General features: G+C 71.2%; 8 protein-coding genes. 1 reads left to right on the top strand and 7 read right to left on the bottom strand.

Features of this window, described 5'->3' with window-relative positions:
* Positions 1–6 precede the first annotated feature (6 nt).
* Positions 7–255, bottom strand: coding sequence for a hypothetical protein (locus ACIQ9G_RS12015; protein WP_356191878.1), 249 nt, complete (start codon positions 253–255; stop codon positions 7–9).
* A complete protein-coding gene (locus ACIQ9G_RS12010; protein WP_403608358.1) occupies positions 252–1,187 on the bottom strand; it encodes an SPFH domain-containing protein in 936 nt (311 codons plus the stop codon). Before ACIQ9G_RS12010 ends, ACIQ9G_RS12015 begins: the two co-directional genes overlap by 4 nt.
* Before the next feature lie 261 nt (positions 1,188–1,448).
* Between ACIQ9G_RS12010 and ACIQ9G_RS12005 the strand changes: the two genes are divergently transcribed.
* Complete coding sequence (locus ACIQ9G_RS12005; protein ID WP_403608357.1) at positions 1,449–3,755, top strand: transglycosylase domain-containing protein; 2,307 nt, start codon at positions 1,449–1,451, stop codon at positions 3,753–3,755.
* Positions 3,756–3,875: 120 nt separating this feature from the next.
* On the opposite strand, the gene ACIQ9G_RS12000 is transcribed toward ACIQ9G_RS12005, so the two are convergent.
* The 5 genes from ACIQ9G_RS12000 to ACIQ9G_RS11980 all read right to left on the bottom strand — a co-directional run bounded on the left by ACIQ9G_RS12000 (position 3,876) and on the right by ACIQ9G_RS11980 (position 12,103).
* On the bottom strand, positions 3,876–5,339 hold the full coding sequence (locus tag ACIQ9G_RS12000) for a catalase (RefSeq protein WP_403608356.1): 1,464 nt from the start codon (positions 5,337–5,339) through the stop codon (positions 3,876–3,878).
* Between the two features lie 137 nt (positions 5,340–5,476).
* Complete coding sequence (locus ACIQ9G_RS11995) at positions 5,477–7,639, bottom strand: SpoIIE family protein phosphatase (RefSeq protein WP_403608355.1); 2,163 nt, start codon at positions 7,637–7,639, stop codon at positions 5,477–5,479.
* 295 nt (positions 7,640–7,934) lie between these two features.
* Entirely contained in the window at positions 7,935–8,627 is a 693-nt protein-coding gene (locus tag ACIQ9G_RS11990) for a DUF402 domain-containing protein (protein WP_403608354.1), read from the bottom strand.
* Positions 8,628–8,701: 74 nt separating this feature from the next.
* Positions 8,702–10,111, bottom strand: a complete 1,410-nt coding sequence (locus ACIQ9G_RS11985; RefSeq protein WP_403608353.1) for a class II fumarate hydratase — start codon at positions 10,109–10,111, stop codon at positions 8,702–8,704.
* Positions 10,112–10,432: 321 nt separating this feature from the next.
* Positions 10,433–12,103 carry a fumarate hydratase gene (locus ACIQ9G_RS11980; protein WP_403608352.1) on the bottom strand — a complete coding sequence of 557 codons (1,671 nt, stop codon included), beginning with the start codon at positions 12,101–12,103 and terminating at the stop codon, positions 10,433–10,435.
* Between the last annotated feature and the right edge of the window lie 9 nt (positions 12,104–12,112).

The following is a 12,112-nucleotide window of genomic DNA, read 5'->3' as shown; positions in this document are numbered from 1 at the left end:
GTTCTGCTACTGAGGCCGGGGCGGGCCGCCGGGCGGGCGGCCGCGGCGGGGGAGCGGGCCCGCCTCGCCCGGCAGCCGGCCCGCCTCCGCGAGGGCACGGCGCAGCAGGAACTCGATCTGCGCGTTCGCCGACCGCAGCTCGTCCGACGCCCACCGGGCCAGCGCGTCGTACACGGACGGGTCCAGCCGCAGCAGCACCTGCTTGCGCTGCCGCGGCCGGCGCTCGGGGGCGGGCCCCTCGGCGGGATCCGTCACTGGTAGAGCGTCCCGGTGTTCAGGACGGGCTGCGGCGCCCGGTCCCCGCACAGCACCACCATCAGGTTCGACACCATCGCCGCCTTCCGTTCCTCGTCCAGCTCCACGATGTCCCGCTCGGCGATCCGGGCGAGCGCGGCCTCGACCATGCCGACCGCCCCGTCCACGATCTCCCGCCGGGCCGCCACCACCGCGCCGGCCTGCTGCCGCTGGAGCATCGCCGAGGCGATCTCGGGAGCGTACGCGAGATGCGTGAAGCGCGACTCGATGATCGTCACACCCGCCGTCTCCACGCGTGCCTGCAGTTCGGCGGCGAGCTTCTCGGTGATCTCCTCGGCGTTGCCGCGCAGCGACAGCCCGTCCGCCTCATGGGCGTCGTAGGGGTACTCGATGGCGATGTGCCGTACGGCCGCCTCGGTCTGCGTGGCGACGAACGCCAGGTAGTTGTCCACCTCGAAGGAGGCCTGCGCGGTGTCCCGCACCTTCCACACCACCACCGCGGCGAGCTCGATGGGGTTGCCGTAGGCGTCGTTGACCTTGAGCACCGGGGTCTCGTGGTTGCGCACCCGGGTGGAGATCTTCTCCCGGGAGGTGAACGGGTTCACCCAGCGCAGCCCGTCCTCGCGGATCGAGCCCCGGTACCGGCCGAAGAGCTGCACGACCCGCGCCTCGCCCGGCGCCACCATGTTCAGCCCGCTCATCGCGAGCAGCGCGGCGACGCCGACCAGTACGCCCACGGCGATCAGCGCGGCCTTGGGGCCGTCGGCGGCGACGACGGTGGCGGTGGCGATCACGGCGGCGGCGACCAGCAGCCCGAGCAGCCCCAGCAGCAGCGCGAGGCCGCCGCCGATGCTGCGCGCCGGGAACTCCCGCACGCGCGGCGCGGGCATCTCGGGTATGTCGGCGGCGGGTGCGTGGTCGTGTGCGGACATGGGGTCCCCCGTTCTCCTGCGGTTCGGAGCGGCCGATCGGCGACCGCTCCCTGTGGTCTATCTAAGTGATATCACTTTTTCCCGTCGTGGCAACCCTTGGCGCCCCCCGTACGTCGGTTCCGGTGGGACGGGTGCTGATTGTCACGTCCGTAAAAGAGCGGATCGCCCCCCGTTTGTCATAGACGGCGGTGTTAGCTTTGCGAGCTGACCTCCGTCACCCACGCGAGTGACACCCGAGAAGGAAGCGGAGCGGACGGACCCATGGGACGAGCGGAAGAACGACGAGCGCGACAGCGCGGTGGTCACCGCGCGGCGCCCACGCAGCCCTCGTCGCGTGCGGACGCCCGGCCGGGCAGGAGAGGCATACGCCGGCTGTTCACCTGGAAGAAGATCCTCGGCACGTTCCTCGGCCTGTGCCTGCTGGGCATCGGCGGCTTCATCGTGCTGTACCTCGTGGTGCCCATCCCCAAGGGCAACGAGGCCGCTCAGCGTGAGAGCAACGTCTACAAGTACAGCGACGGCTCGATCCTGGCGCGCGACGGCGAGGTCAACCGCGAGAGCGTGGACCTGGCCAGGGTGCCGAAGAAGGTCCAGCTGACCTTCGTCGCCGCCGAGAACAAGACCTTCTACCACGACTCCGGAGTCGACCTGACGGGCACGGCCCGCGGTCTGATCAACACGCTCAGCGGCAAGGGCGCGCAGGGCGGCTCGACGATCACCCAGCAGTACGTCAAGAACTACTACCTGAACCAGGACCAGACCGTCACGCGCAAGCTGAAGGAACTGGTCATCTCGCTCAAGGTGGACCAGAAGCTCAGCAAGGACGACATCCTCAAGGGCTACATCAACACCAGCTACTACGGGCGCGGCGCCTACGGCATCCAGGCCGCGGCCCAGGCCTACTACCGCGTCGACGCCGACCGGCTCACCGTCGAGCAGGGCGCCTACCTCGCCGCCCTGCTCCAGGCGCCCAGCCAGTACGACTGGGCGGCCGCGACGCCCACCGGCAAGAAGCTGGCCCAGGCCCGGTGGAACTACGTCCTGGACAACATGGTCAAGGAGGGCTGGCTGGACTCCGCCAAGCGCCAAGCCATGAAGTTCCCCGTGCCCAAGGACCCCAAGGGTGCTCCCGGCCGGGAGGGCCAGAAGGGCTATCTGATCGACCTCGCCAACAAGCAGCTCGAACAGAAGCTGATGAAGGACGAGGGCATCACCCTGTCCCAGGCGGAGGCCGAGGTCGAGGACCGCGGCTGGACCATCACCCTGAACGTCGACCGGAAGAAGCAGGCCGCGCTGGAGAAGGCGGTCAAGGAGCAGCTGGCCAGCAAGCTGGACCCGAAGAAGCGCGCGGTCGACGCGGCCGTCCAGGCCGGCGCCGTCTCGGTCGACCCGAAGACGGGCAGGATCGTCGCCCTGTACGGCGGCAAGGACTACTTCACGCACTACACCAGCAACGCGACCCGGCACGACTTCCAGCCCGCCTCCACCTTCAAGCCGGTGATCCTCGCCGCGGCCCTGGAGGAGGGCGCCACGACGCAGGACGGCCGCCCCATCAGCGCGAGCACGATCTACGACGGCACCAGCGGACGCCAGGTTCTCGACCACGGCCGCAGGGTCGGCTTCGGCCCGCCCAACGAGGACAAGACCGACTACGGCCCCATCCCCGTCCAGACGGCGATGAACCAGTCCGTCAACTCCGTCTTCGCGCAGATGGGCGTCGACGTCGGTATGGAGAAGGTGATGGAGGTCGCCGGCAAGCTCGGCATGGACACCAAGGGGATGCAGCCGGTGCCCGCCCAGACCCTGGGCTCCATGGGCGCCAGCCCGCTGGAGATGGCCGCGATATACGCCACCCTGGACAACCACGGCAGGAAGGTCACTCCGACCATCGTCAAGGAGGCCGAGCAGAGCAGCCGCGTGGTCAAGCCGGCCGACCCGATCGGCGAGCAGGTGATCAACCGGGAGAGCGCCGACACGGTGACCTCGGTGCTGACCGGCGTGGTCGACGACGGAACGGCGAAGACGTCGGTGGCCGCCAACCCCACCCGCGACGGCCAGCAGGTCGCCGGCAAGACCGGCACGTCCGACTTCGACCGGTCGGCCTGGTTCACCGGCTACACCCCCGACCTCGTCACCTCCGTCGGCCTCTTCGGCGAGCAGCCCAAGCCGCCGTACCGGCACGTCGGCCTGACCGGTGCCACGGGACTCCTCCCGGGCAGCGGCCGTGTCAACGGCGGCGGCTACCCGGCGCAGATCTGGGCGGCCTACACCTTCGGGGTGACCAGCAGGGCGGCGTTCGACCTCGAGACCACCCAGGGTGCGGCCGTCCAGCCCACGCCGACCCCCTCGGCCACGCCGTCCCCGTCGCGGACGCCGTCGCAGTCCCCCAGCACCAGTGCGCCGCCGACGTCCGAGACGCCGAGCCGGACGCCCAGCGGCACGCCGTCCCAGACGCCGTCCCTGACTCCCACGCAGACGCCGACCCAGTCCCCGACGACGAAGTCGCCGACGGCCGGCGTCACGGACAACCCGTTCGACCCGGGCGGTCAGCAGAACAGCGGACAGTGAGCGACGAGTGAGGGGCACCCGGCCGGACCGGGTGCCCCTCACTCGCGCGCGGCGCGGCGGCCGGGGTCGCTCTCGCCGGGGGCGGCCGGCGTGGGTGCGGTCGCCGTGGGTGCGGCCGGCTCAGCCGCCGTTGATCTCGGCGGCGATCCGGTCGCCGAGATTCTTGTCGATGTTCCGCCAGTACTGCAGCGCCCGGTCGAGCACCGGACGGGACACGCCCTGCCGGAGGTGGCCGACGACGTTGGAGACCAGCCGGTCCCGGGCCGCGTCGTCCAGCACCTCGCGGACCATCGTGCCCGCCTGCCCCCAGTCGTCGTCCTCGCGGTGCGGCTTGTACGCCTCCCGGACGAGCTCGCCCGCGGTGTGCCAGCTCGCGGGCTCGCCGAAGCGGCCGAAGTCCGCCGCGGGGCCGCCGTAGGAGTTCGGCGCGTAGGGCCGCGCCGCCTTCGACGGCTCGTACCGCATGGGGCCGTCCTTGGCGTAGGAGTTCACCGGAGCGTGCGGGCGGTTGGGCGGCAGCTGGGCGTAGTTCGGGCCGATCCGGTAGCGGTGGGTGTCCGGGTAGGAGAACAGCCGGCCGAGGAGCATCTTGTCCGGCGAGGGGCCGATGCCGGGCACCATGTTCGACGGCTCGAAGGCGGCCTGCTCGATGTGGACGAAGTAGTCCTCGGGGTTCTTGTCGAGGACCATCCGGCCGACCTCGATGAGCGGGTAGTCGCCGTGCGGCCACACCTTGGTGAGGTCGAAGGGGTTGAAGCGGTAGTCCGCCGCGTCCTCGAACGGCATGATCTGGACCTTCAGCGTCCAGCTCGGCGCGTTCCCGGACTCGATCGCCTCGAACAGGTCGCGGCGGTGCTTGTCCGCGTCGGAACCGGCCAGCTCGTCGGCCTCCGCCTGGGTGAGGAACTCGATGCCCTGGTCCGTCTTGAAGTGGTACTTGACCCAGAACCTCTCGCCACCGCCGTTGATCCACATGTAGGTGTGCGAGGAGTACCCGTTCATGTGGCGGTAGGTCCTCGGGATGCCCCGGTCGCCCATCAGCCAGGTCACCTGGTGCGCCGACTCGGGGGAGAGGGTCCAGAAGTCCCACTGCATGTCGTTGTCGCGCAGACCGGTCACCGGGTGGCGCTTCTGGGAGCGGATGAAGTCCTGGAACTTGATCGTGTCACGGACGAAGAAGACGGGGGTGTTGTTGCCCACCATGTCGTAGTTGCCGTGCTCGGTGTAGAACTTCAGCGCGAAGCCCCGTGGGTCGCGCCAGGTGTCGGGGGAGCCCTGCTCGCCGGCCACGGTCGAGAAGCGCGCCAGCATGGGCGTGCGCCTGCCGGGCTGGAAGAGATCGGCCCTGGTGAACTGGCTGACGTCGTTGGTCACTTCGAAGAAGCCGTACGCGCCACTGCCCTTGGCGTGCACCACGCGCTCGGGGACCCGTTCCCGGTTGAACTGGGCCATCTTCTCGATGAGGTAGTGGTCCTGGAGCAGGATGGGGCCGTCGGGGCCGACGGTGAGCGAGTGCTCGTCGCTCTCCACCGGAACGCCGACGTTGTTCGTGGTGTACGGGGCCTTCTGGGGTTGCTGCGTCACGAGCGTCCTCCCGGCTTGAGAGAGTCATCAGGTCGCTTCGCTCACCCCAGCAGTCAACTCCGCCGCCGTGACGTCGGCAACATTTGGACAAAGTCCAGATCGAGTCCCGATCCGGGGTGGCCCCGGCCGCGTACCCCTCAGCCCCGGTTCAATTCGAACCAGACCACCTTTCCCGTGCTCAGCCGGGTCGCGCCCCAGCGCCGGGCCAGCCGGTTGACCAGGTAGAGACCGCGCCCGCCCTCGTCCGTGGCGCGCGCCTGCCGCAGCCGCGGCAGCTGCGGCACGTCGTCGCCGACCTCGCAGCGCAGCACGTCGGTGCGCAGCAGCCGCAGCGTGATCGGACGCGAGGCATAACGCACCGCGTTGGTGACGACCTCGCTGACGAGCAGCTCGACCGAGTCGGTGAGCTCCTCCAGGCCCCAGCGGGTCAGCGCCCGCCGGGCCAGCCGGCGGGCCCGGCCGGGGGCCGCGTCCTCCGGCTCGAGGAACCAGTACGCCACGTCGCTCGGCGCGATCCCGTCGAAGCGGGCGGCGAGCAGCGCGATGTCGTCGTCCCGGTCGCCCGGGCCGAGCATGTCGAGCACCTCGTCGCACAGCGCCTCCAGCGGCGGCGGGTGGTCGGGGCCGGTGAGCTGCGCGGTCGTGGACAGCTTCTCGCGCAGCTGCTCTATGCCGGTCCACACGTCCCGCAGCCGGGACTCCACCAGCCCGTCGGTGTAGAGCAGCAGGGTCGCGCCGGCCGGCGCGTCCAGCTCCACCGCCTCGAAGTCGACCCCGCCCACGCCGATCGGCGCGCCCGGCGGTACCCGCAGCACCTCGGCCCGGCCGCCCAGATGGAGCAGGACGGGCGGGGGATGACCGGCGTTGGCGATCGTGATGCGGTGCGAGACCGGGTCGTAGACGGCGTACAGGCAGGTCGCCATGCGGTCGGTGCCCAGGCGCTGCGCCTGCTCGTCCAGATGGTGCAGCACCTCCTGCGGCGGCAGGTCGAGCCCCGCGAGCGTCTGCGCGGTCGTACGCAACTGGCCCATGATCGCCGCCGAGGTCATGGAGTGCCCCATCACGTCGCCGACCACCAGGGCCACCCGGCTGCCCGGCAGCGGGATCGCGTCGTACCAGTCGCCGCCGACCCGCGCCGTCTCCGCCGCGGGCAGATAGCGGGAGGCCAGCCGCACGCCCGTCGGCCGGGGCAGGGTCTCCGGCAGCATGGTGCGCTGCAACTCGTCGGCGATGTACGCCTCACGGCCGTACAGCACCGCCTTGTCGATGCCGAGCGCGCTGTGCGTGGCCAGCTGGGCGGCGACCAGCAGATCGTCCGGCTCGAACGGCGGGCGCTCCGGACGGCGCAGGAACAGCGCCGCGCCGATCACCCGGCGCCGGCCGCGCAGCGGCGCCAGGATGGCGCGCTGCCCGTCGGGCACGGACAACTCCGATGCCTCGCCCAGGAGTTCGTCCAGCGCGGCGCGGGCCGACGAGGCGTCCGTGAAGACCGGCCGCACCCCGCGCAGCACCTCGCCGAGCGCGCTGCCCGGCCGCACCTCGCACAGCTCGTTGGTCACCACCGACAGCTCCGACGGCTGCTCCGGGGCCGGGACGGGCAGGAACCCGTTCTCCGTGTCCCGCTCCGCCGGTATCCGGTCGGTACGGCGCAGCCGCAGCACCAGCGGGCCGACCGGCCGCTCGTCGCCCACCGGCAGCGGCTCGCGGAGATAGACCAGGATGGCGTCCGAGAAGGTCGGCACGGTGGCCCGGCACAGACCCATGACGATCTCGTCGAGGTCCATGCCGCGCGCGATGCGCCGCGTGGCCGCCCCGACGAACCGCAGCCGGTCCCCGTCCCGCCGCATCGGCAGCGGACCGCCGTTCGGCAGCCGCTGCCCGGTGCGCCGCTCACCGCCCGGCCGCTCCTGCGCGGAGCCGGTCCTGGCGCCGGGCTGCTCCGGTACGTGGTCGACGGCCTCCGTCGCGGGACGCGGCCGGTGGGTGTCCGGCTCGGCGGCCGAGGGCTGGGCGTGCTCCGGCCCGTTGCCCGGGGCCAGGGGCGTGCCCTGGCCGGTGACCGGGCCCGGGGGCGGCTGCCCGGCGGGGCCGCCGGAGGCCGTCGGCTCCCGGCCCGTGCCGCCCGGCGCCGTCCTCGGGCCCGGTGCCGGACCCGAGGACGGCTCGCCGGTGCGGGCCTGTACCGGTAAGGCGGCGGCACCGGAGGTGCGCGGCGTGGAGGTACGCAGGAGCGCCCCACGGCCGTCCGCGGGGTCCACGCCCGCCTGGGGGCGCTCGAAGGAGGTCGGCTGCTCCGTCACGCGTGTCGAATCCGTCCGTCCGGGGCTGCGCGCCGCGCGCGCAGATGGTCCCGCCGAAGACCCGATACCCGGAATGCTTGTCCCAGGAACGGATTTCCGGCGTGGTCAGAGGCTGCTCCTGTGCCACCGGCGGACCGCCTGCGGCCCGCACGGGTGTTGCCGTGGTACCCCTCGCTCACGTCCTGCCGCCCCTCGGTGACGTTCGGTCAGACTCGTTTCGCGCTCGCGGAGTTGTCCCTCCGCATCCTTGCGGAGGACGATCCTATGTTTTGTGCCCCGGGGCGCATCAAGGGTCTCATGAGCACACGTGCGCGGGAGTACGGTCCCAGTCCTCCGGCAGCGACGGTACCGTCCAGGACGGATCCGGGCGCCAGTGCTGCCAGTCGTCGGCGAACGGCGGGCCCCAGGCGCCGATCACCTCCACGGCGGCCCGCCCGGCCGCCCTGACCCGCTCGGCCTGGGACGCGTCCATCAGGCCGTCCCGCTGGGCCTGCGCGAACTCGTCCTCGTCCCGCCAGTGCCAACTGCGGTCCGGGTGCACGGAGATGTCCAGAAAGTGGTCCTCGGAGTCGACTCCGCCCGCCCAACGGGCCAGCGGCTCCTCCAAATTCACGTACCAGTTCTTGAACTGCCATCCCGGCTCCCAGAACAGCCAGACCGACCAGGGTTCGCCGGGCCGGGCCAGCTTCAGCACCCCGGTGCCGAACCAGCGGTCGCGCTGCACCGCCCGCGGCTTGGTGTACCGCGACGCGAGCGGCTCGACGTGCACGGGCGTGCCGTCGGCGAGCACGGGCTTGACGCACTCGGTGCCGGGCGCCATCCACACGGCCAGCAGCTCCGGGTCGTCACGGACGACGGTCACGGGACGCGCGATGTGGAAGCGCGTGCCGCCGTTCTCCCGGTACCGCCACAGGATCCGGCTCCCGGGGGCCCAGTAGGCCGTCGCACCGCCCGTCTTCACGTCTCTCACCGCTCCGTCGTCCGCCATGCACAGATATTAGGTGTCCCCCACAGACGACGCTGCGGCGCGCGTCACGGTTCACGTCCCGGGGGCGGACCCGGTCACGGGCGCGTCATCCGCAGGACGTCCAGGGCCTCGTCGAGCTGCTCGACGGTCAGGTCGCCGCGTTCGACGTACCCGCTCTCCAGCACCACCTGACGGATGGTCCGCTGCTCGGCCAGCGCCCTCTTGGCGACCTTGGCGGCCTCCTCGTAGCCGATGTACCGGTTGAGCGGCGTGACGACCGAGGGCGAGGACTCGGCGTACTCGCGGGCCCGGTCCCGGTGGGCGGTGATCCCGGCGACGGTGCGGTCGGCGAGCAGCCGGGAGACGCGGGCGAGCAGCCGGATCGACTCCAGGACGTTCTTGGCGATGACGGGCAGCATCACGTTGAGCTCGAAGTTCCCCGAGGCTCCGGCCGTGGTGACGGTGACGTCGTTGCCGATCACCTGGGCGCAGACCATCAGCACGGCCTCGGGGACGACCGGGTTCACCTTCCCGGGCATGATCGAGGACCCGGGCTGGAGGTCGGGCAGGGAGATCTCGAAGAGTCCGGTGCGCGGTCCGGACGCCATCCACCGCAGATCGTTGGCGATCTTCGTCAGTCCCACCGCGACGGTCCGCAACTGCCCGCTGGTCTCGACGATCCCGTCCCGGGCGCCCTGCGCCTCGAAGTGGTCGCGCGCCTCTGTGAGCGGCAGCCCGGTGACGCGGGCGACCTCCTCGATGACGGCGGCCGAGAAGCCGGGCGGGGTGTTGATGCCGGTGCCGACGGCGGTGCCGCCCAGGGGCAGCTCGGCGAGCCGGGGCAGGGAGGCGGTCAGCCGCTCGACGCCGTACCGCACCTGGGCGGCGTACCCGCCGAACTCCTGGCCCAGCGTCACGGGCGTGGCGTCCATCAGATGGGTGCGCCCGGCCTTCACGACGTCGGCGAACTCCTCCGCCTTGCCGTCCAGGGCGTGCGCGAGGTGCTCCAGGGCCGGGACGAGGTCCCGGGTGACCGCGGCGGTGGCGGCGACGTGGATCGACGACGGGAAGACGTCGTTCGACGACTGGGACGCGTTGACGTCGTCGTTGGGGTGCACCTCCCGTCCGAGCCGCTCGGTCGCGAGGGTGGCGATCACCTCGTTGGCGTTCATGTTGGACGAGGTCCCGGACCCGGTCTGGAACACGTCGACGGGGAAGTGGTCGTCCCAGCGGCCCTCGGCGACCTCGGCGGCCGCCTCCTGGATCGCCTCGGCGACGTCCGCCTCCAGTACGCCCAGCCGGGCGTTGACCTTCGCCGCGGCGCCCTTGATCCGGGCGAGGGCCTCGATGTGCGCGCGTTCGATGCGCTGCCCGGAGACGGGGAAGTTCTCGACGGCGCGCTGCGTCTGCGCCCGCCACTTCGCGTCGGCGGGGACCCTCACCTCGCCCATGGAGTCGCGCTCGACGCGGTGTCCGCCGTCGCCGGTGCCGGGCGTGGATGTCATCGTCGTACCTCCGAGGATCGTCAGCGCCGGGTGAGGCCTGCCGTATTCCCTCTCACCGGCATCTCGTGCGCGCGGACTCCGCAGCGCTACCCGCATGTCCCACTTTCAGTGGCTTCTCGCAGTTTTGTACTACTTCATAGTCTGACCAACGGCACATCGCCTCGACGTGTGTCACCACGCACCGAGGAGAGGGAGCAGTCGGTGATCGCCATCCGCATCCGCGCCGCCGCACTGGCCGCGTCCGTCGTTCTGGGCGGTGCCGGCGGCGGGCGCCCGGACGGTACGCGGCCCCCGCGGCCCGGGGGCCGCGTACCGCGCGCCCTACGCCAGGCCCGGACCGCGGACCGGGATGGAGGTGAACGTCGGCTGGGGGGCCGGGTTCTGGAAGAAGTCGTTGCCCTTGTCGTCCACCACGACGAACGCCGGGAAGTCCTCGACCTCGATCTTCCAGACCGCCTCCATGCCGAGCTCCTCGTACTCGAGGACCTCGACCTTCTTGATGCAGTCCTGGGCGAGGCGGGCCGCCGGGCCGCCGATGGAGCCCAGGTAGAAGCCGCCGTGCGCGGCGCAGGCGTCGGTGACCTGCTTGCTGCGGTTGCCCTTGGCCAGCATCACCTTGGAGCCGCCCGCCGCCTGGAACTGCTCGACGTAGGAGTCCATCCGGCCGGCCGTCGTCGGGCCGAAGGAGCCGGACGCGTAGCCCTCGGGGGTCTTCGCCGGGCCCGCGTAGTACACCGGGTGGTCCTTCAGGTACTGCGGCATCTCCTCGCCCGCGTCCAGCCGCTCCTTGATCTTGGCGTGGGCGATGTCGCGGGCCACCACCAGCGGGCCGGTGAGCGACAGGCGGGTCTTGACCGGGTACTTGGTCAGCTCGGCGAGGATCGTGTCCATCGGCTGGTTGAGGTCGATCCGGACCACGTCGGAGGACTCGTCCAGCTGCTCGTCGGTGGTCTCCGGCAGGAAGCGCGCCGGGTCCGTCTCCAGCTGCTCCAGGAAGACGCCCTCCGCCGTGATCTTCGCGACCGCCTGGCGGTCCGCCGAGCAGGAGACCGCGATGGCGACCGGGCAGGAGGCGCCGTGCCGCGGCAGGCGCACCACGCGCACGTCGTGGCAGAAGTACTTGCCGCCGAACTGCGCGCCGATGCCGATCCGCTGCGTCAGCTCGAAGACCTTCTCCTCCAGCTCCTTGTCCCGGAAGCCGTGGCCGAGCGGGGAGCCCTCGGCGGGCAGGTTGTCCAGGTAGTGGGCCGAGGCGTACTTCGCCGTCTTCAGCGCGTACTCGGCGCTCGTGCCGCCGACGACGATCGCCAGGTGGTACGGCGGACAGGCGGCCGTGCCCAGCGAGCGGATCTTCTCCTCCAGGAACTTCATCATGGAGGCCTCGTTCAGGACGGCCTTCGTCTCCTGGTAGAGGAAGGACTTGTTGGCGCTGCCGCCGCCCTTGGCCATGAACAGGAACTTGTACGCGCCGCCGTCGGCGGCGTACAGCTCGATCTGCGCGGGCAGGTTGGAGCCGGTGTTCTTCTCGTCCCACATCGTCAGCGGGGCCATCTGCGAGTAGCGCAGGTTCAGCTTCGTGTAGGCGTCGTAGATGCCGCGGGAGAGGGCCTCCTCGTCGCCGCCCTCGGTCAGCACGTTCTGGCCGCGCTTGCCCATGACGATGGCCGTGCCCGTGTCCTGGCACATCGGCAGCACCCCGGCCGCCGCGATGTTCGCGTTCTTCAGCAGGTCCAGCGCGACGAACTTGTCGTTCGCGCTCGCCTCCGGGTCGTCGATGATGCGGCGCAGCTGGGCCAGGTGGGCCGGGCGCAGGTAGTGCTGGATGTCGTGGATCGCCTCTTCGGCGAGCTTGCGCAGCGCCTCCGGCTCCACCGTGAGGAACGTACGCCCGTCCGGACCCTCCACGGTGGAGACGCCCTCGGAGGTGACCAGCCGGTACGGGGTGGTGTCCTCTCCCTGGGGGAGCAGATCGGTGTACGCGAACTCAGGCATCTTCGCCCA

The sequence above is a fragment of the Streptomyces sp. NPDC096152 genome (genome assembly GCF_044763235.1).
Lineage (GTDB): Bacteria > Actinomycetota > Actinomycetes > Streptomycetales > Streptomycetaceae > Streptomyces.
The sequence above is the reverse complement of the archived record's forward strand: the minus strand, read 5'-3'. Positions and strand labels throughout refer to the sequence as shown.

Bases quoted from the DNA above. Each gene is read 5' to 3' on its own strand.
- ACIQ9G_RS11980 (WP_403608352.1), bottom strand. From the start codon at position 12,103: ATGCCTGAGTTCGCGTACACCGATCTGCTCCCCCAGGGAGAGGACACC.
- ACIQ9G_RS11985 (WP_403608353.1), bottom strand. From the start codon at position 10,111: ATGACATCCACGCCCGGCACCGGCGACGGCGGACACCGCGTCGAGCGC.
- ACIQ9G_RS12010 (WP_403608358.1), bottom strand. From the start codon at position 1,187: ATGTCCGCACACGACCACGCACCCGCCGCCGACATACCCGAGATGCCC.
- ACIQ9G_RS12005 (WP_403608357.1), top strand. From the start codon at position 1,449: ATGGGACGAGCGGAAGAACGACGAGCGCGACAGCGCGGTGGTCACCGC.
- ACIQ9G_RS11990 (WP_403608354.1), bottom strand. From the start codon at position 8,627: ATGGCGGACGACGGAGCGGTGAGAGACGTGAAGACGGGCGGTGCGACG.